The organism is Chryseobacterium mucoviscidosis (assembly GCF_002177115.1).
Classification (GTDB): Bacteria; Bacteroidota; Bacteroidia; order Flavobacteriales; family Weeksellaceae; genus Chryseobacterium; species Chryseobacterium mucoviscidosis.
The window spans coordinates 1-19,165 of the sequence record NZ_MVAG01000088.1; the positions used below are offsets into that span (position 1 = coordinate 1).

General features: G+C 37.0%; 18 protein-coding genes. 3 read left to right on the forward strand and 15 right to left on the reverse strand.

Annotated elements, in window-relative coordinates; translation table 11 throughout:
- Positions 1 to 112: 112 nt before the first annotated feature.
- The gene (locus tag B0E34_RS05200; protein ID WP_087707555.1) at positions 113 to 517 is read right to left on the reverse strand and encodes a hypothetical protein; all 405 of its coding nucleotides are present in this window, start codon (positions 515 to 517) and stop codon (positions 113 to 115) included.
- Entirely contained in the window at positions 514 to 1,530 is a 1,017-nt protein-coding gene (tsaD, locus tag B0E34_RS05205) for a tRNA (adenosine(37)-N6)-threonylcarbamoyltransferase complex transferase subunit TsaD (RefSeq protein ID WP_087707557.1), read from the reverse strand. The genes B0E34_RS05200 and tsaD overlap by 4 nt, the downstream gene beginning before the upstream one ends.
- A 4-nt stretch (positions 1,531 to 1,534) precedes the next feature.
- On the opposite strand from tsaD, the gene B0E34_RS05210 reads away from it, so the two are divergent.
- The 3 genes from B0E34_RS05210 to B0E34_RS05220 all read left to right on the forward strand — a co-directional run bounded on the left by B0E34_RS05210 (position 1,535) and on the right by B0E34_RS05220 (position 7,381).
- On the forward strand, positions 1,535 to 6,331 hold the full coding sequence (locus B0E34_RS05210) for a translocation/assembly module TamB domain-containing protein (RefSeq protein WP_087707560.1): 4,797 nt from the start codon (positions 1,535 to 1,537) through the stop codon (positions 6,329 to 6,331).
- 134 nt (positions 6,332 to 6,465) lie between these two features.
- Positions 6,466 to 6,936: an Lrp/AsnC family transcriptional regulator gene (locus B0E34_RS05215; protein WP_029298841.1), complete on the forward strand. Its 471-nt coding sequence runs from the start codon at positions 6,466 to 6,468 to the stop codon at positions 6,934 to 6,936.
- Positions 6,937 to 7,003: 67 nt separating this feature from the next.
- Entirely contained in the window at positions 7,004 to 7,381 is a 378-nt protein-coding gene (locus B0E34_RS05220) for a hypothetical protein (RefSeq protein ID WP_087707562.1), read from the forward strand.
- Positions 7,382 to 7,461: 80 nt separating this feature from the next.
- Here the strand turns inward: B0E34_RS05220 and B0E34_RS05225 are convergent, their stop codons facing one another.
- From B0E34_RS05225 to B0E34_RS05290, 13 genes are all read right to left on the reverse strand, one after another.
- Positions 7,462 to 8,409, reverse strand: a complete 948-nt coding sequence (locus B0E34_RS05225; RefSeq protein ID WP_087707565.1) for a transketolase family protein — start codon at positions 8,407 to 8,409, stop codon at positions 7,462 to 7,464.
- A gap of 55 nt (positions 8,410 to 8,464) precedes the next feature.
- Positions 8,465 to 9,316, reverse strand: coding sequence for a transketolase (locus tag B0E34_RS05230; RefSeq protein ID WP_087707568.1), 852 nt, complete (start codon positions 9,314 to 9,316; stop codon positions 8,465 to 8,467).
- 209 nt (positions 9,317 to 9,525) lie between these two features.
- Positions 9,526 to 11,151 carry a sodium:solute symporter gene (locus B0E34_RS05235; protein WP_228423019.1) on the reverse strand — a complete coding sequence of 542 codons (1,626 nt, stop codon included), beginning with the start codon at positions 11,149 to 11,151 and terminating at the stop codon, positions 9,526 to 9,528.
- 153 nt (positions 11,152 to 11,304) lie between these two features.
- A complete protein-coding gene (locus B0E34_RS05240) occupies positions 11,305 to 11,604 on the reverse strand; it encodes a GNAT family N-acetyltransferase (RefSeq protein ID WP_175608849.1) in 300 nt (99 codons plus the stop codon).
- 1 nt (position 11,605) lies between these two features.
- Entirely contained in the window at positions 11,606 to 12,004 is a 399-nt protein-coding gene (locus tag B0E34_RS05245; protein WP_087707571.1) for an OsmC family protein, read from the reverse strand.
- Complete coding sequence (locus B0E34_RS05250; RefSeq protein WP_087707574.1) at positions 12,004 to 12,222, reverse strand: (4Fe-4S)-binding protein; 219 nt, start codon at positions 12,220 to 12,222, stop codon at positions 12,004 to 12,006. Before B0E34_RS05250 ends, B0E34_RS05245 begins: the two co-directional genes overlap by 1 nt.
- Position 12,223: 1 nt before the next feature.
- On the reverse strand, positions 12,224 to 12,802 hold the full coding sequence (locus tag B0E34_RS05255) for a TMEM175 family protein (protein WP_087707576.1): 579 nt from the start codon (positions 12,800 to 12,802) through the stop codon (positions 12,224 to 12,226).
- Positions 12,802 to 13,335, reverse strand: a complete 534-nt coding sequence (locus B0E34_RS05260; protein WP_087707747.1) for an NADPH-dependent FMN reductase — start codon at positions 13,333 to 13,335, stop codon at positions 12,802 to 12,804. The genes B0E34_RS05255 and B0E34_RS05260 overlap by 1 nt, the downstream gene beginning before the upstream one ends.
- A gap of 21 nt (positions 13,336 to 13,356) precedes the next feature.
- Complete coding sequence (locus B0E34_RS05265; protein ID WP_076395687.1) at positions 13,357 to 14,259, reverse strand: pirin family protein; 903 nt, start codon at positions 14,257 to 14,259, stop codon at positions 13,357 to 13,359.
- Between the two features lie 75 nt (positions 14,260 to 14,334).
- Positions 14,335 to 14,919, reverse strand: coding sequence for a hypothetical protein (locus B0E34_RS05270; RefSeq protein ID WP_087707580.1), 585 nt, complete (start codon positions 14,917 to 14,919; stop codon positions 14,335 to 14,337).
- Between the two features lie 113 nt (positions 14,920 to 15,032).
- Complete coding sequence (locus tag B0E34_RS05275) at positions 15,033 to 15,908, reverse strand: pirin family protein (protein ID WP_087707583.1); 876 nt, start codon at positions 15,906 to 15,908, stop codon at positions 15,033 to 15,035.
- 422 nt (positions 15,909 to 16,330) lie between these two features.
- Positions 16,331 to 17,737 carry an MFS transporter gene (locus tag B0E34_RS05285; RefSeq protein ID WP_087707589.1) on the reverse strand — a complete coding sequence of 469 codons (1,407 nt, stop codon included), beginning with the start codon at positions 17,735 to 17,737 and terminating at the stop codon, positions 16,331 to 16,333.
- A gap of 343 nt (positions 17,738 to 18,080) precedes the next feature.
- On the reverse strand, positions 18,081 to 18,893 hold the full coding sequence (locus B0E34_RS05290; protein ID WP_084196489.1) for a hypothetical protein: 813 nt from the start codon (positions 18,891 to 18,893) through the stop codon (positions 18,081 to 18,083).
- Positions 18,894 to 19,165 lie beyond the last annotated feature (272 nt).

The window sequence follows — 19,165 nt, forward strand, 5'->3', positions numbered from 1 at the left end:
ACTTTATCTAATGATTGACATTTATAACATTTCATAATACTAATTTATGAAATATATTTTAATTTAACAATACCAAATATTTATAATCTGCCTGAATTTTTCTAACTAACTATTAAAAATAAGTTTCATTTTCGCTTAAAAATGCCACTCCTGTTTTTATGGTTGTATAAATATCGCCTTCACAATCTCTGTAGGAACAGGTGTAAATTTCCTCAATCCATTTATTGTTGATGAAAATCAAGTTCAGATATTCGTTTTTTCTTAAATTATTTTTGATGGATAAATAATCTCCCTCTTTCGGTTCATATTCAAAACTGAAAACATTTTCTGCATTAATCTGCTCAATAATTTCTTCCTTAATATTCTGAACATATCCCGTTTCTGAGCTTGCCGGAAAATAATCGGCGAAATCCTCCGATGCTTCATTCTTACCCGTTACCGTTTCTAAGATCCAGTAATATTTTGAATTCTTCTTAGAATGTTTGCCAAGTATTTTTTCTTCTAACAGTATTTTCATAAATCGTATTTTGCGGTTGCTGAAGTTCTCAGATCGGTAAATTCTCCACGCTCAAATTTTAACTGAGCAACCATCGCAATCATCGCCGCGTTATCCGTAGTATATTCAAATTTCGGAATGTAAATATTCCAGCCCAGTTTTTCATGATTGTTCTGCATCGCCGTTCTCAATGCCGAATTTGCCGAAACTCCTCCTGCAATCGCTACTTCATTAATATTTAAATCTTTGGCTGCCTTTTCCAGTTTGTTCATCAGAATTTCAATAATCGTTTTCTGTACCGAAGCGCAAAGATCATTCATATTATTTTTAATGAAATCAGGATCTTTTTTTACTTCTTTCTGAATAAAATACAGCACCGAAGTCTTAATTCCGCTGAACGAATAATCGTAATTTTCCAGTTTAGGCTTATTGAAGGTAAAAGCATCCGGATTTCCTTCTTTAGCCAGTCTGTCGATAATAGGACCTGCCGGATAATCAAGGTCGAATATCTTCCCGATTTTATCAAATGCTTCTCCTGCGGCATCATCAGTCGTTTTCCCGATAATTTCCATGTCGAAATAATCTTTAACCAGAACAATCATTGTGTGTCCGCCGCTCACGGTAAGACATAAAAAAGGGAACTTTGGCGGCACAGGATTTGCATCCTCGATGAAATGGGCTAAAATGTGCGCCTGGAGATGGTTTACCTCAATAAGCGGAACATCCAAACTCATTGCCAAAGACTTAGCAAATGACGTTCCTACAAGAAGAGAACCTAAAAGTCCCGGTCCGCGTGTAAATCCTATCGCAGAAATTGCATTTTGTTGTATATTTGCTTTTGTTAAGGATTTTTCAACAACGGGGATAATATTTTGCTGATGCGCACGCGAAGCCAGCTCAGGAACCACACCGCCATATTCTTTATGGATCGCCTGATTCGCTGCAATATTCGAAAGAATAGAATTTCCCTTGATGATAGCTGCTGATGTATCGTCGCAGGACGATTCAATACCTAAAATTATAGAGTCGCTCATAATAATGGCAAAGTTAGAGAATAATAACGAGAATGAGAACAAAAAATCAGTAGCTGGTAACTTAGGTAATCAGGTACAGAAAGCTGTTGAAAATGCGGAAGGTGTTGTAAAAGAAACAGTTAAAGAAGCATCCGAACTTGCTTCAGATGCCATTAATCATCCCATTGAAACGGCTGGAGAATTTGGAAAACAGGCGGTAAAAGACGTTACGAGTTATTCCTGGTGGGCAAAACTTTTACTGATTCTCTTCTGGCTGGGTTTGGCTTTGGTGGCAGCCATTTTTGTAATTATTAATCTTCCTTCTACAAAGCAGTGGGCAGCAGATCAGGCGTTACAAATTGTTAATCGCGACTTTAAAGCACAGATGTCAACCGAAAGTGTTGAGGTTAATTTTTTCGGAAATGTAAAAATCAAAGGTTTAAAAATCAAAGATTACAAAGGATACGATTTTATTCAGTCCAAAGAATTTATTGCGAATTCCAACTGGCTTTCTTTAGCCTCCAATATTACCAAAAATAATTCTTTAAGCTTCAATTCCCTTACTTTAAAAAATGCGGATGTAAAAGTGATTACGTACAAAGGCGACAGCATTTCAAACTTTATCCGTTTTACACAATTATTCGACAGCGGTAAAAAAAGAGATCCCAATAAACCTCCGTTTCAGCTCGATTCGAGATTGCAGATTCTGGATTCTAAAGTTTCCATCGTCAATCTGAATTCTCCGGGTGAAAAAGGAAAATGGTTAACCGCAACCAACTTTAACCTGATTGCCCCGAATGTAAAAGTAAACGGAAGAAATATTTCAGGATCAATCAATAATATGTCTTTCACCACAACAAGATGGGGGAAATCTCATTTTGTGGATACTTTTTCTACCGAGCTTTCCATGACGCCGGAATATCTTTTCCTGAAAGATCTTACTTTAAATACAGATCACTCGCTTTTACAGGGAGATATTAAATTTAACCTTCATGATGACGGTTCGTGGGCAGATTTTGCAGACAAAGTAAAATGGGACATGAACCTAAAACTGGGAAGCCAGTTAAGCGGTTACGATATCAGTTATTTTGTAACGAACTGGGATAATTTTAAACCTTTCAATGTTTCAGGAAAAATGACAGGTCCGCTGAATGATTTTAAGCTGGATAATTTTCTCATTCGAAATCCTGATGTGAATATTGCCACCAAAAAAATGAAGGTGAATAAATTGCTGAAAGGTAATTTTTTAATTGAAACCAATGATCTTTCTGCAGACTTTACGTATAAAGACCTGAAAGCCATGATGCCTTCATTCATCGCTAAAAAAATGAAGAACTTTGCGGATGATTTCGGAAAATTAAAATACAACGGAACCGCAAGTGTAAATCCTAACCGTGTCTATGTTTCAAACGGAAATCTGATGACGGGAATCGGGCAGGCAAAAATCACGAATTTTTCTTTAACGGAATACAGCTCTCCGATGCCAAAATATGTCGGAATAGCCGAAGTGAAAGATCTTAATACTTCCGTGATTACAAAAAACAAATCAGTAGGATTAATTTCTGGGAAGTTCAATATCAACGGACAGAGTTTCGATGTGAATACGATGAAACTGACAACGAAATCACAGATTTCGAGCATTGAAATTATGAATAAGGAGATCAATAATCTGTATCTCGACGGATTATTGGATCATAAAAAATACAATGGACTCATCACCGTGAATGATGAACAGGCAAAAGCAACCATAAAAGGATTAATTGATTTCAGCACTTCAAGAATTTCGATGAATGTGAATGCGGATGTTAATTATCTGAACATGAATTATTTTACCAACAAACCCGGAAACCAGATTGTAAGCGGGAAGGTAAATGGTAAAATGGCAATGTCGTCCATCAACGATTTAACACTGGATGTGGAAGCCAGCGGAATTAATTTTGCAACGGCAACTCAGAAATATTCCATTCCGAATGCAAAGCTGAAGACTTTTGTAGAAAACGGAGGTCGTGTAATTGATGTGGATGCTCCGGGAGCTGTTAACGGAAAAATTTCAGGAAGATATAATTTAGGAGATCTTGCCGGAATGGTAGAAAACGGACTCAATAAAATTCTTGTGGGTCCTGCGCCGAGAAAAATGTACAGGGGACAGACTTTTGCCATGAATTTTGATGTGCAGCAAGGTTTGGTAAGCTATTTTTTACCGGATCTTAAAATTCCGCAGGGCGCAAAAGTAGAAGGACAGTACGACGGAAATTCCAATAATCTGATCCTGAATGTAGATGCGGCTTCACTGAAATATATCATGACGAAAACTCAGGAGATCACAGAAGCGGATAAAGCTCTGGCTGCTGCAAATCCTGATTATCAGATCAACGAAAGAGATAATATTACCAGAGACAGCGCGATGGTAGACAGCGTCATGGTAAGAATCAATACCGCAAATCTTAATGAGCAGATTTATGCTAAAATCAACAGGGTTTTATACAATAAAAATGTCCTTAAAGATATTACGTTAAGCGGAAGAAATGAAGATAATACCATTCTTCATCTTGCAACGAAATTTAAGCATGGAAGTCCAGAAGATGAGCTTGATGATAATCTTAAAGAATATGCCATCAACGTTAACCAGTCTACCAACGCAGGAGGAGATTTTGTGTTCAGGTTTGAGCCTACTGAGGTGAAGTTTAATGACGTAACGTGGGCGATAGATACCAGTCCTGAACTCAACCATTCCATTACCTACCGTAAAAAAGAAGGCGATTTTGATATTCAGAATCTTAGGATTTTTTCAGACAACAGTGCATTGTTTATTAAAGATGCCCAGTTTAAGTCGGCAAAGGATTTTTATGTAGATGCGGAAGTGGATAATTTTGCCATCGAAAAGCTGCTGGATATGCAGGCCGGAGGAAATTCTATGAACATTAAAGGTCTTGCAAACGGAAGCGTGAAGATTAAAATGGATAAAAACACATTGCAGCCTTTGGTGGATATGACGATTGATGATATCATGATGAACGGAAATGATATGGGGGATATTACCATTTCTGCAACCAACAGTTATTCCCTGAATGTATACGATGTAGATATCAAAGTAAATTCCGCAGGAATTATAGGCAATAACAGCCTTCATGTAACAGGAACGGTAAACAACAATACAGCTTCTCCAACCATTGATCTTACCGCAGAAATGCGTGATTTTGATGTTGCTTTTGCGCAGCAGTTCGTGACTTCAGTTTTTGGAAATCTGAGAGGAAAAGCAACCGGAGATCTTAAAATTTCAGGGAAATTCAGCAATCTGGATTACAGCGGCGATATTGCGCTTAAGGGATTCGGGTTAAAACTTTTGTTTACCGGTGTAGATTATTCTTTTGATGATACTGTAATTCCTTTAACCAAAGGTTTGGCGATTCTGAACAGCGTTGAGGTGCATGACGGAAGAACCAATTCTAAAGGGAATATTTCCGGAGCGATACAGTTTGAAACCCTCTCATCGATGGGAGTCAACCTCGTAATGAGAGCCGATAATTTATTAATGCTGAATACCACACAGAAAGATCTGGATTTATTCTGGGGGAGAGTTTACGGACAGGGTGATCTTTATGTAGACGGACCTGTTTCTGGGTTGAGTATTTCCACGCCTAATATGAAGGCTTTAAGCGGAAGTACATTTACTTTCAACTCGGGTTCTACCTCCAATGTTGAAGAATTCAAAATGCTGAAATTTTTAAAAGAAGGAAAAGACGGTCTGGTTACTTTGGATGAAAAGAAAAAATCCGGAGCGAATATGAATATTGATTTTGCTTTGGATGTAGATAAAGGAACCACCGTAAATGTTCTTATTGGAGATGGGGTAGGAAATATCATGGTAAAAGGAGCAGCGGAAAAACTTCGTTTCCAGATGAGCCGACAGGGAAATATTGCCATGAACGGAGCGTATAAGGTAGATAACGGAACTTTTGTTTCTAAGGCTATTCTTAACAAAACGTTCCAGATTGAGAAAGGAAGCAGCATAAGATGGGACGGTGATGCAATGAAGCCTGCTTTAGATATCACAGCGAACTATGTAAGAATGGTTTCCAACGCTGGAGAATACCTGAATATGGGAAGTCTTCAGCCGATTAGTGTTCTGCTTCAGGCAAATATTACCCAATCGCTGATTGATCCTAAAATTGACCTTAATGTAACAGCTTTGGATGTTTCCAGCCAGATTAAAGAAACTTTGGCGGCAAAAATGAGTCAGGAAGGAGAAAAAGTACTTCAGTTTGGATCAGTCTTATTGTTGAGTACCTTTAATGTTTCAGAGACAGGAGGAGTGAATGTAAATGTGGGAGATGTAGCACAAAATCAAGGGTATAATTTATTGCTGAAACAATTGGGATCTGTATTGAATACGATGAGCAGCGAATTCCAGATCGACCTGAATTACGTAAAAGGAGACCAGTATTCCAATGTAGGAGACAGAGCGAATGCAGGAGTTAGTTTTGCACTTTCTCCAAGAGTTAAAGTAAAGACAGGACTGGGAATTCCGCTTACGAAAACTGAAAATACAGACGTTAATTATCTTTCCGGGGAAGGAACGATAGAATATGATATTTCCAAGAAGAACGACGGAAGCCTTTTATTAAGAGGATATTCCAAGCCTTCCAATATTGGAATGGTGAACGGAGCAGGATCAAACGGAACGGCGAACCAAGCGTATGGAGCGGGTATTGTTTGGTCTAAGAGTTTTAATTCTATATTTAAAAAGAAGAAAAAAGATAAAAAACAAACGGCTGAGCAAACTGAAATAAAAACAGATTCTGTAAAATCAGGTAGTAAATAATCAGAATATTTTAATGATTTTTGTCATATGTGTTAATTATTGTTAATCTTTGTTATAATTTTTTTTGTTAATTTATTTTTTATAAATTTGCAAAAAATATGTAGATTTTTTAAAGAAATTGTAATTTAACTAATATGAACTATCAACTGGACGAAATAGACAAGAAAATTCTTGATTTCTTAGTAGAGAACACAAGAATGCCTTTTACAGAAATTGCTAAGCAGATGGATGTTTCTGCGGGTACAATTCACGTAAGAGTGAAAAAGATGGAGGATGCAGGTATTATTTTGGGATCATCTCTTAATATAGATTACGGAAAGTTAGACTATCACTTCACTGCTTTTATCGGGATCTTATTAACCAAATCCAACAGAACTCAGGAAGTTCTGAAAGAACTATCTACTATTCCAAACGTAATTGAAGCGAGCGTAATTTCCGGAAAATATAACATTTTCTGCAAAGTGAGAGCTAAGAATACAGACGACGCAAAGAGAATCATCTATCAAATCGATGATATTCAGGATGTAATGAGAACAGAAAGTATGATTTCTATGGAAGAGTACTTAAGCGACAAAAACAGACTGATTAACGCGATCTCTGTATAATCAAATTTTAAACGAATTATATAAAAGAACTTATGAAATCTCTCATAAGTTCTTTATTTTTGTAGTTATGGAAGAATACAGCTATTTTGACGAAGATCCGAGGAAAGGGTGGGGTTTCATCCTTGCTCTTGCAGCATTGCTCTTATTTACGGTTATGGGATTCGGGATCGATCTTGATGAATATTTGCAACACGAAACCCTTAATATCCCGGCTTGGTATGCTTACACTATTTTTGCGATTGATGCCTTAATGGTGATAAGTATTGTGTTGATATTTTTTTACAGAAAAATAGGCATCTTTGCCTTTCCTGCGTTATTGGTTCTGCATTTCTTCATGCACAACTATTACCTGTCTACTTTCCTTTACACCGACGTTACGAATCTTTTCCTTTTTACAGGTTTCGGAATGTTGGCGATTATTCCGAAATGGAAGTTTTTTAGGTAAAGATTTAAATTCATAGAAATTAAATTGGAAAAAAAAAGCTGTCCCAACCGGAACAGCTTTTATAATGTAAAACAAATTGATTATTTATCTAAAATTCTCTTCACTGCTTCTTTCACGGCAGTAGAATCAATTTTATATTTCTTCATCAGTTCAGCAGGCGTTGCAGATTCTCCGAAAGTATCGTTCACTGCTACAAATTCCTGTCTTGTCGGTCTTTTTCTTGCCAACATTCCCGCAACAGATTCTCCCAGACCACCGATGTAGTTGTGTTCTTCAGCCGTTACGATTTTTCCTGTCTTTTCAACAGATTTTAAGATGATTTCTTCGTCCAAAGGTTTAATCGTGTGGATATTGATCACTTCACAGGAAATACCTTCTTTTTCAAGCTCATCTGCAGCAAGCAAAGATTCCCAAACCAAATGACCGGTTGCAACAATCGTTACATCCGTTCCTTCCTGAAGCATAATCCCTTTTCCGATCTCGAAAGGCATATCTTCCGGAATGAAAACAGGAACTACAGGTCTTCCGAATCTTAAATAAACCGGACCTTCAAAATCAGCAATCGCAAGAGTAGCTGCTTTTGTCTGGTTGTAATCACAAGGATTAATCACCGTCATTCCCGGAAGCATTTTCATCATTCCGATGTCTTCTAAAACCTGGTGTGTTGCACCGTCTTCACCCAAAGTAAGACCCGCGTGAGAAGCACAGATTTTTACATTTTTATTGGAATAGGCAATAGACTGACGAATCTGGTCGTAAACTCTTGAAGTGGAAAAGTTAGCGAAAGTTCCCGTAAAAGGAATTTTTCCTGTAATGCTTAGACCGGCTGCAAGACCCATCATATTCGCTTCTGCAATACCTACCTGAAAAAATCTTTCAGGAGCCTTTTCAATGAATTTTTCCATCTTCAAAGAACCGATAAGGTCTGCACAAAGCGCCACAACATTAGGATTTTTATCTGCAAGTTCAGCCAATCCGGCTCCGAATCCTGAACGTGTATCTTTTTTTTCTGTATATGTAAATTTCATTTTTTTTCTAATTATTAATTAAGATTACTTATTACCAATTACTCATTACTAATAATTAATAATCAGCCGGAGCCTCTAAGTATAACTGTTTGAATGCTGTTTCCAGTTGCTCATCGTTCGGAGCTTTTCCGTGCCAAGCGTGAGTTCCCATCATATAATCTACACCGTAACCCATTTCTGTATGAAGAATAATGGCTACCGGTTTTTCTTTTCCGGTTTCTGTTTTTGCTTTTTCGAGAATAGCAATTACCGCCTCAAGGTCGTTACCGTTTTTCTCTTCCAGAACTGTCCATCCGAAAGCTTCCAGTTTTGCATGAAGGTTTCCTAAAGAAAGTACGTTATCTGTACTTCCGTCGATCTGTTGTCCGTTATAATCGATGGTAGAAATAATATTGTCAACTTTTTTGGCTGCTGCGTACATAAATGCTTCCCAAACCTGACCTTCCTGCAATTCGCCATCACCATGAAGAGAGTAAACCAAAGAGTGATCTCCGTCCAGTTTTTTACCCTGAGCAACACCCAAAGCTACAGAAAGCCCCTGTCCTAAAGAACCTGAAGCTACTCTTACGCCCGGAAGACCTTCGTGAGTCGTCGGGTGTCCTTGTAATCTTGAATCTAATTTTCTGAATGTACTAAGCTCCTGAACCGGAAAAAATCCGAATCTTGCCAAAGTAGAATAGAATACCGGAGAAATATGTCCGTTAGAAAGATAGAAATGATCTTCATTTTTACCTTCCATCGTGAAAGGAAGATGATAGTTCATTACCTTTCCGTAAAGGGCTGTGAAATATTCAGTACAACCTAAACTTCCTCCCGGGTGACCGGAATTTACAGCATGAACCATTCTTAAAATGTCTCTTCTGATTTGTGTAGTAAGAGATTTTAACTCTTCAATACTTTTACTCATTATATAAGATTTATTTGTATGCGAATTTACAATTTTTTAATGGCTTACGGAAATGTGGAAAATCCAGATATTTTACCCGGATTTTGTTTGTTACTTTGTCAAAGTTGAAAATCTTTGACAAAGTTTATATTGTATTTTAACTGCAGCCCGACTTTTTTGTGACACAAAAAAAGCTGGTGCGGAAGTTGATTAGCTGCCTGAATATAATATTAATTGATAAATAGTTTAAAAATTAACCTTGCAATGATAAGAATTGTTAAGAATATGTACCAAAATTTCTTTTCAGAATCAGATTTTCCTTGTCTTATGATAAATAAACCTACAAATGTTAATAGACCATTCAAAATAATTAATTCTACCCCGATTCTGTAATCCGTATACGTTGTTACCAGATAATTGATAATGTACGTTGCTACCGGAGCTAAAATCGTTACCGCCAAAATTGAATATTTCCTTGAAATCTGAAACTTTGTGAAAATTCCGAAGGCGAAAAGTCCTAAAAGCGGTCCGTAAGTATATCCTGCAATCTCCATGATGAGGTAAACAATCGATTTGTCATTCAAAGCTTTAAAGACCATAATCAGAATAAAGAAAATGATCGTGAACGTTAAATGAACCTTCATACGAAGTTGTTTTTTCTCTTTCTCCGTTTTGTTTTTATCTTCATTAAGATTTAAAAGATCTACGCAATACGAACTCGTAATGGCAGTTAAAGCGCCATCCGCAGAAGGAAATAATGCCGAAATTAATCCGATAATGAAGATAACAGAAATGATCATCGGGAAATGCCCCTGAAGCGATAAAGCGGGAAACAGATCGTCTCCCATAATATTTTTAATGTTACCCGCAGAATCTTTGAACCCGAAAATATTGGTAACGGTTTCTCCGTCTATTTTTCCATATTCTGCACCGTTCTGCAAAGCAAAAAGATAAAGAAGACCACCTAGAAACAGGAATGCAAGATTCACAAAAAGCAGCGTTCCTGCGAAAGTGAGCATATTTTTCTTCGAATTTTTAAGATTATCCACAGAGATATTTTTCTGCATCATTTCCTGATCCAGTCCTGTCATCGCAATCGTAATGAAAATTCCCCCTAAAATCGTTTTCAGGAAAAATGTTTTGGAATTCGGATCAAAATTGATGAAGTGGGTATAATTTTTCTGTTCTAAAATCGTATATGCCTCGCCTAATGATAAATTTAAATGGGATAAAATATAAACGATACAGGCAATGAGACTGATAATCATGAATGAAGTCTGTAAAGTATCGGTAATCACAATTGTTTTTACACCGCCTTCAAACGTATATAAAAGCACCATTAACAGCAGAACTAAAGCGGTAACCCAGAAAGGAACGCCCAAACCTTCCAGAAGGAAAATCTGAAGAACGTTGACCACTAAATATAACCTTGCCGTTGCACCAATTGCCCTTGAAATAATAAAAAATATTGACCCGATCTTATGTGCTTCAACATTGAATCTTTTGCCTAAATACGTATAAATTGAGGTGAGGTTCATTTTGTAATACAGCGGAAGAAGAATTGCGGCAACAATAAAATATCCGATGAAAAAGCCTATCACCATCATATAATATTCGAATCCGCCGTAGATGTATTCAGTTCCCGTCATTTTCCCGACTGTTCCGGGAACGGAAATAAATGTTACTCCGCTTAAGCTGGTTCCGATCATTCCGAAAGCAACAAGCCACCATTTACTTTTTTTATTCCCGATAAAAAACGACTGATTATCAGAATTTCGGCTTGTAAAATAAGAAATAACCAAAAGTCCGATGAAATAGATAAAAACAAACAGCAAAAGAACAGTTCCGGAATTCATGCTTTAATTTAAATTTTAGCAAATATAGTTTTTTTCTGTTCTGCCTAAAAAGAAAAAACCTTCAGGATATATTTCCGGAAGGTTTTATATGTAATGTTGAAGTTAAGGCTGAGAACTCAGAAGCTCAAACTTAACGTCAACCTTAGCCTAAAACTAAGCCTGTGTCTTATTTACCAGAACATCCTGAAGTTCTTCATGCTTCTGGAAAGTAGCCTTTGCAAAAGGACAAAGCGGAATAATTGTTTTTCCGTTCTTTCTTGCAAAATCTACTGCCGCAAGAAGCATTTCTTTCCCAACGCCTTTTCCGTTGTATGCTTCTTCAACTTCTGTGTGATCGATGATGAATCTTTCTTCTCCAGCCCAGGTGTATGTCATTAATCCTGCATGGTTTCCGTCTATGAATGCTTCAAAATTTCCGTGTTTCGGATCGTTGGTTTGTTTTACTTCAATCATATTATGAAAATTTGGTTAGTATTTCTATATCGTTTGTAAGAATTTTATGAATCGGACACGCATCTGCTATGGCGTGAAGTCTTTTCAGTTGTTCATCATCAAGATTTGTGCCTTCAAAGCTGATGTCTCTTTTGAAAATGGCTCTTTTCGTTAAAGGAAAATTTTCCAGTTCCACTTCAACATTTATTTTTTCTACGTTCCATTCTTTTCGGTCGATGTACATTCTCAAGGTTGCCGCTGTGCAGCTTGCGAGGGAAGTGGCAAGAATTTCAAAAGGATTGAAGCCTTTGTTTCCGCCGCCTTTGTCTACAGGTTCATCTGTAATCAGCGTGTTTTCTCCCGCAACAACTTCGGTGTAGTATTTTTCTGTTCCCAGACTTGCTTTTACTGTGATTGCCATTATTTTTCTTTATTGAATTGATAACTCAGTGCTCCTGAAGGACACAGGTCGATTTGGTTTTTAAGTTCTTCTGCGGTTGCATTTTCAGGTTTCAGCCACGGTCTTTCTTTCGGGTTATACACTTTCGGAAGTGTTTTTACACAAACGGCGGCGTGGATGCACTTTTTGGGTTGCCAGAGCACGGTAATCTCTCCGTTTACATATTCGTGTGTTTCCATATCAATTTTCGTTTAAAGTTTTTTCTATTCGTCTGTCCGGAATCAGCCAGAGCAAAGCAACCGTATAATATAGTGCTACTGCAATATAAGGATAAATAAATGAAACAATAATTCCTGAAACATAAAGCACAATGGATGCATTTTCCTTAAAACGGGAAGCGATGGCCTGTTTCAGCTTAGAGCTTTCCCCTTCGGATTTTATGATCGCATTTTCCAGAATCGTATAGGCAATCGCACAAAGTACCAGTCCGAATCCGTAAGTGGCTACGGGATTTTTGGCAAAATGTGTTTCTCCGATCCATTCCGTTGCAAAAGGCATTAATGAAAGCCAGAACAGCAGATGAAGGTTTGCCCAGAGAACTTTTCCGTTTACTTTTTTCACTGCCTGAAAAAGGTGATGATGATTGTTCCAGTAAATACCTACATACAGAAAGCTGAAAATATACGCCAGAAATTTCGGGATAAGCGGTTTCAGGCTTTGCCATTCGTTTCCTTCCGGAACTTTTAGTTCCAGTACCATAATCGTGATGATGATCGCAAGAACCCCGTCACTGAAGGCTTCTAATCTTCCTTTGGTCATTATTTGCGGATCGTATTTTTGAAATTTTCCACTTTACTGTTCAGCTCTTTCAGCATTTCAGGATTAATGACACCGCTTTCCAGATCAAAATTTTCATAAAATTTAGGAAGCGAGAAAGTTTCTTTGATATCCGCTCCGAAATTCGGGAAAAACGTCTTTGCTGTGTTCATCACATTTCCGCCGCCGTAACCTCCCGGAGAAGTAGACATCAGAAACATCGGCTTGTCCTGAAAAACCTTCACGTTGATTCTTGAAGCCCAGTCGAAAACGTTTTTAAAAGCGGCGCTGTACGATCTGTTGTGTTCTGCTAGCGAACAGATAATAACATCACATTCTTCTATCGCTTTCAAAAAGTGGTGTGCTTCTTCCGGAAAACCTTTCTTTTCACGGTCTACGGAAAAAACAGGCATATCAAAATCATTCAGATCAATCAGATTGATTTCTTCATCTTTAAAATCTTTTAGAACGAATTTTACAAGTTCCCTGTTGATGGAAGTGGAAGAGGAGCTTCCTGCAAATGCTAATATTTTCATCATGTATGATTTAAAATTGAATTACGGTTTTCTGTTTAAAATAGCTTTCGGAAGCGGGACATATTCGTTTTCATCTCCCGGAACCAAAGGAAAAGCATCGTGGTTCTGGTCGTGCCAGTTCACTTTTGCCTGATCGATCAGTTCTTTTTCGGAATTTACAAAATTCCAGAATATAAACCGCTCTTCTTCAAATGGTTCGCCACCGAAAAGATAAACCGTTCCGTTTTCGCTCATGTCAAATTCGCAGAGTTGGGTGTTTTTGGCAATCATCAGTTGTTTAGATCCGTAAGAATTTCCGTCAGTAGAAACAGTTCCGTCCAGAACGTACATGGCAGCTTCTCCGTAAAGATCTTTCCCAATGCTGATCTTTTTTGCCTCTTTGGTTTTAATTTCAATAAAAAACAGCTTGCTGTGAACCGGAACCGGCGATTTTTTTCCAAAAGCTTCTCCTGCAATTAATTTATACTGAATTCCGTCTTCCTCCCAAACCGGAATTTCATCTGCTTCAATGTGGTGAAATGTGGGTTCAGACTGTTCCAGATGTTTCGGAAGTCCTACCCAGATCTGGAATCCGTGAAGTCTTTTATCAGAATGTCGTAGGTATTCCGGAGTTCTTTCGGAGTGTACCACACCTTTTCCGGCAGTCATCCAGTTTACGGCTCCCGGTTTTATTTCCAGAGCGCTTCCGATGCTGTCTCTGTGAAAAATAGATCCTTCCAGAAGATACGTTAATGTTGAAAGCCCGATGTGCGGATGCGGCGGAACATCCAGATTCTGATAATCTTTTAAGTCGGATGGTCCCATATGATCGATAAAAACGAAAGGTCCGACTGCTCTTTTTTCACGGAAAGGCAATAATCTTCCGACCAGAAAGTTTCCGATGTCCGCAGATTTTTCTTCTATAATAAGTCCGATGTTTGACATGATGCGCGTGATTTATTTGTATTAATTTTTAATTTAATTTTGAATTCTTAAATGAGGACTTTTGAGGTTGAATGTTTATAGATTCCCATAAACTACGATTTCTTCTGCGAATCTCAGTTTGGAATTGAACCATTTAATCAGATTCCGTAAAAATAATTCTTCATCCGCTGTTTCTACAGGTAATCTTGCGATCTGATTTACAATTTTTCTCATCGTTTCATTTTTATATCGGTTATGACCTGTGATGTCAAACGTTTCAGAATCGGCAGCTTTAAAAATATCAATTACATAATCGAAATCTTTAGATTGAATGAAAATCCCCCTGTCTGTTGGGATGTAATATTTTTCCAGACTGCTGTTTTCAGCCCATAATATAAATCCTATTTTATGAATTTGCTGATTTGGTGTTGCTGTAAGATATAAGATTTTTTCCTGAATTTTTTTCATGGCTTTCTCTTCATCATGCTTACAGATATGGTAATATTTTTTTGCAGTTTTATCATCACATTCAGTTAATCTGCATATCGTATTAATTTTGTTGCGATGAAATTCCTGTATACTTAATTCTACATCATTATTGTTTCTCTTCAGGAGTTTTTGGGCTGAATGTAAAGGAATGTTTATTCTGTTTCTCAGTTCTTTAATCGTATTAGTTTCCATGTTTTATTTAATGGCTTGAAATAATTAGTAAATTATCCGGATATTTTCCGAACCATCGTCTAAATATATAAAATTAAGAAAAAGAACAGCTTGATGATGATTTTTAATTAAAATTAATCTGCAAGATAACCGAATCTCCCTAAATTGAAATCTTCAAAAGCCTGCATAATTTCTTCTCTGGAATTCATTACAAAAGGTCCGTGAGGAAAGATAGGCTCATTTAAAGGCATTCCGCTGATGATTAAAACGATTGAGTCTTCTTTTGCTTCTACCGTAAAATTTTCTCCTTCATTTTGAAACAAAACGAGATGATTAAGTGGTGTTTTTTCTTCATTATTAATGACAATACTTCCTTCAATCACCAATGCAGCAGTATTGAAATTTTCCGGAAAGCTGAATGCTGCTTTTCCACCATTTTTCAGTTTTGCATTCATCATGTGAACCGGACTGAAGGTAAAAGCGGGACCTTTCTGATTTTGAAATTCTCCGGCAATCACTTCAATATGTCCGTTTTCTCCAAGATCCACTTTCGTCATATCCGAATTTTTAATTGTCTGATATTTCGGACAGCTCATTTTATAAACCGACGGAAGATTTACCCAAAGCTGAACCATCTGGAAAATTCCGCCTTCTTTTGCCCATTCTTTTTCATGATATTCTTTGTGAAGAACACCTTTTGCGGCAGTCATCCACTGTACATCGCCCTCACCGATAATTCCGCCACCTCCTGCGCTGTCATGGTGCTGCACTTTTCCTTTATACGCTATGGTTACAGTCTCAAAACCTCGGTGCGGATGAACGCCCACTCCTCGAGGCCGATCTGTTCCGTTAAAGTGAAATTTTGAATTGTAATCGAGCATTATGAATGGATCCATCCTTTTCATATCCAATCCCTGAACGCCCGGAATAAAATTATGAACCCTAAAACCGTCGCCCACAAAATGCGCAGGTTTCGGAGATACTATTTTTTCTATTTTTTTAGTTGCCATAATATGGTTGTATTGTGAAGCAAAGGTATCTTAAGCAAAAATCCTGTACATTGATCTGTGTTAATAAGGGTGATTGATTGATGATTAATGATTGATGATTGCGCTGAGCGGATTTTTTCAGTTTTTTATTTGGGATTTAAAAAATTCCACTCCTTTGGAGGGGTGGCGAAAATTTCGAAGAAATTTTTGACGGGGTGGTTCCAGAAATAAAACTGTAATTTCCTGTTGAATAAATGTACTCCACAATTTCAGAGCTCATTGAGAGGTATGTCTGAGCTCTTTTTTTGGATTCGGCGGCTGCTAAGCAGCCGCCGAATCCAAAAAAAGCGAGTAGCGAAAGCTGCAAAAAACTCCTGAAATCAATGAACAATTGATTTTTTCTTTGCCTAAACTAGGAAATCGACAAATCGGTTTATTTTTTATCAATCCTCCTTCGATTTCATATTTTTCCCATCCGAAATATGAAGCCTGCGGAAAATAAATCCGGAAATGATCGTTAAAATTCCCACGGTAAGAAAAGTAAATCTGAAAGCATTGTGGATTTCTCCGTGGATAAGATCAGTATTTTCGAAAATTTTAAGCACAATTAATCCGAAAGCAATTCCGAATCCGATGGCAAGCTGCTGATTGACTGATATAAGTGAATTTCCGCTGCTGGTCTGGAAATTTCGCAGATCTGCAATAGAAATGGTATTCATGGAAGTAAACTGAATGGAATTAAAGAATCCTAAAATGGAAATAATAGGAATAAACCAATACAATGAGGTGTTGATATCGGGAATCGCCAAAAGACAGATCAGCGTTCCGATAATAAAAGTATTCGTCATTAAAGTCTGTCGGTAACCAAAACGGTCTAAGATTTTTATCACATACGATTTTCCGAACATTGCGGTTAAAGCCATCGGAGCGATGATCCAGCCGGAAGTTACCGCCGATTGTTTGTACGCAATCTGAATCATCAGCGGTAAAAGCAACGGAACAGAGCTGATTCCTAATCTGGTGGCAAGATTTCCGACAATTCCCACTCTGAAAGTTCTTACCTGAAATAAATTTAAAGGAAAAAGAGGGCTTTCATCACGTTTGGCGTGTCTGTAGTAGTAATATAGACAAAGAAATCCTAGAATGAAAATGACCAGAACCGGTGTTGTATTCTGCATGTCTCCGAAAAGTTCCAAAGCAATGGAAAGCAGGAGAGAGGCTGCTGCAAAGATCAAAAACCCTTTCAGATCAAAATCTACATCTTTGGATGTATAATTGGGCATGAATTTTATGCCTAAAACAATTCCCAGAATTCCGATCGGGATGTTAATTAAAAAAATCCAGTGCCACGAAAGATAATCTACCATATAACCTCCCACCAAAGGACCGAGAACGGGGCCGATCAGTGCAGGAATAATGGCAAAGTTCATGGCTTTTAATAATTCGCTTTTATCGAACGTTTTAATTAGAGCTAATTTTCCGACAGGTGTCATCAAACTTCCTCCGACTCCCTGAATAACTCGCGAAATAACCAGATGCGTAAGATTTTGAGACATGGCACAAAACAGAGATCCCAAACTGAAAAGAATCAGAGAAAATATAAACACTTTTTTGGTTCCGAAACGGTCTGCCAAAAATCCGCTTGCCGGCATAAAAACGGCTAAAGTAAGAACATAACTGATGATGGCGTTTTGCATATTCAGCGGAGATTCCTGAAGGTCTTTTGCGATGGAAGGCAAAGATGTATTCAAAATAGTGGAATCCAGCATCTGCATGAAGATTGCCGTTGCAAGAATCAGCGGCAGAATTTTTTTAATTGAATTTTGGGGCGGCGAAAGTGTTTCTGACATGTATTTTTACTGGAAAAGCTTCCAGATTTGTTTGGTTCAAAAAAAATGAGAATGTAATTTTCAAAGCAATTTTTATTCCTTTTAATAAAGAGAAGATGTTAATCGATGGATTAAGCTGTTATTTCCACGAACGAGAAATCTATTTGCCGCAATATTTTTCCTGATACTCCTGAACTGTTAGCTATTTTAAGTTTTTGATGATGTTATCAATAACGACATTTATAATATTCTATTTTCTTAAATTTTACGAGAAATTGTGAATATTCGTGCAAAAATTTGTGCCATTTGTATTAAAAAATATTCCAATAAAAAAGTCCTGCGAAATTTCACAGGACTTTTTAATTTATTTTCTTGGTTTTTCAACCCCTTTCCATTCTTCGCCGGCTTTTCTGTACTGGCTTAATTCGAAAGTTTTGAAATCTTTTGTTTTGTATTCGATGTTATCTGTATTTTGCTCAAACGGCATGATGTAGTAGAAATCTGCATCTGTTCTGTCCGTTTTTGTCCCTTTTTTCACAGAAGGAACATATTTTGAGAATTTATAGCTTGGAAGATACTGCTTCACTCTCGCATAGAACGCTTTATTTTCTTTCTCTTCAGGAATAATGTCTACGATATTGAAATCATCTTTTTCTTTATTAATCCAAAGATAATACGTCTTATCTTCTCCTGTATTTCTGTTGTTGGAGTTGAAAGCATAAAGCTCTTTCGGAACCAGTTCCTTAATTTTTTCTGCATCAACTTTTGTATAATACTGTCCTTTAGAAGGATCTACATACGTTTCCAGATTGTACATTAAAACAGAATTGTTATCCAGATTTTTGTTTTTGAAATACTGGTTTAAGGATAATTCTGCGGTTTCTCTAAGTTCTTTACCTCTTGCATCCAGTTTTTTAGTCGGATTCTGAGGATTCACTTTTTTTACAAATTCATATAAAACTTTCGGTTTTATATCTTTAAGGTGAGGATACGTTTTCAGCTGTTCCGCTTTTACCAGCCAGTAGTATTGTTGGTAGAAGTCGTCTTTATCGCCATCTTTCACACTTTTATACACCATTGCCAGTTTTTTGGAGCTAAGATATTTACCATATTTTCCCTGTCCGAAAGCAAAAGTCATGGATAATAAAGCAAATAAGATAGTAATGTTTCTTCTCATTTTTTTATAATTGATATTTTCGTTTTCCAAATATAATTATTTATTAGATAATATATTTGATTAACGGTTAAATTCTGACAATATTATTAAGGTAAATGCAAAAGAAAATCCTGTATTGCTACAGGATTGATAAATTTTTATATAAAGTTTAGATTTTTAGGGTTTAGTATTTCGTTTCAGAATGCTCATCTTCTATTTGTTAAATAAAAATAAGGAAGAATAAAAAAAATCTCAAAAACTCAAAAAACACTCATACTCTCATACTTCCGAAT

Excerpts from the sequence above, each read along its gene's own strand:
- B0E34_RS05200 (WP_087707555.1), bottom strand. The coding sequence starts at position 517 with ATGAAAATACTGTTAGAAGAAAAAATACTTGGCAAACATTCTAAGAAG.
- tsaD (WP_087707557.1), bottom strand. The coding sequence starts at position 1,530 with ATGAGCGACTCTATAATTTTAGGTATTGAATCGTCCTGCGACGATACA.
- B0E34_RS05210 (WP_087707560.1), top strand. The coding sequence starts at position 1,535 with ATGGCAAAGTTAGAGAATAATAACGAGAATGAGAACAAAAAATCAGTA.
- B0E34_RS05215 (WP_029298841.1), top strand. The coding sequence starts at position 6,466 with ATGAACTATCAACTGGACGAAATAGACAAGAAAATTCTTGATTTCTTA.
- B0E34_RS05220 (WP_087707562.1), top strand. The coding sequence starts at position 7,004 with ATGGAAGAATACAGCTATTTTGACGAAGATCCGAGGAAAGGGTGGGGT.
- B0E34_RS05225 (WP_087707565.1), bottom strand. The coding sequence starts at position 8,409 with ATGAAATTTACATATACAGAAAAAAAAGATACACGTTCAGGATTCGGA.
- B0E34_RS05230 (WP_087707568.1), bottom strand. The coding sequence starts at position 9,316 with ATGAGTAAAAGTATTGAAGAGTTAAAATCTCTTACTACACAAATCAGA.
- B0E34_RS05235 (WP_228423019.1), bottom strand. The coding sequence starts at position 11,151 with ATGAATTCCGGAACTGTTCTTTTGCTGTTTGTTTTTATCTATTTCATC.
- B0E34_RS05240 (WP_175608849.1), bottom strand. The coding sequence starts at position 11,604 with ATGATTGAAGTAAAACAAACCAACGATCCGAAACACGGAAATTTTGAA.
- B0E34_RS05245 (WP_087707571.1), bottom strand. The coding sequence starts at position 12,004 with ATGGCAATCACAGTAAAAGCAAGTCTGGGAACAGAAAAATACTACACC.
- B0E34_RS05250 (WP_087707574.1), bottom strand. The coding sequence starts at position 12,222 with ATGGAAACACACGAATATGTAAACGGAGAGATTACCGTGCTCTGGCAA.
- B0E34_RS05255 (WP_087707576.1), bottom strand. The coding sequence starts at position 12,802 with ATGACCAAAGGAAGATTAGAAGCCTTCAGTGACGGGGTTCTTGCGATC.
- B0E34_RS05260 (WP_087707747.1), bottom strand. The coding sequence starts at position 13,335 with ATGAAAATATTAGCATTTGCAGGAAGCTCCTCTTCCACTTCCATCAAC.
- B0E34_RS05265 (WP_076395687.1), bottom strand. The coding sequence starts at position 14,259 with ATGTCAAACATCGGACTTATTATAGAAGAAAAATCTGCGGACATCGGA.
- B0E34_RS05270 (WP_087707580.1), bottom strand. The coding sequence starts at position 14,919 with ATGGAAACTAATACGATTAAAGAACTGAGAAACAGAATAAACATTCCT.
- B0E34_RS05275 (WP_087707583.1), bottom strand. The coding sequence starts at position 15,908 with ATGGCAACTAAAAAAATAGAAAAAATAGTATCTCCGAAACCTGCGCAT.
- B0E34_RS05285 (WP_087707589.1), bottom strand. The coding sequence starts at position 17,737 with ATGTCAGAAACACTTTCGCCGCCCCAAAATTCAATTAAAAAAATTCTG.
- B0E34_RS05290 (WP_084196489.1), bottom strand. The coding sequence starts at position 18,893 with ATGAGAAGAAACATTACTATCTTATTTGCTTTATTATCCATGACTTTT.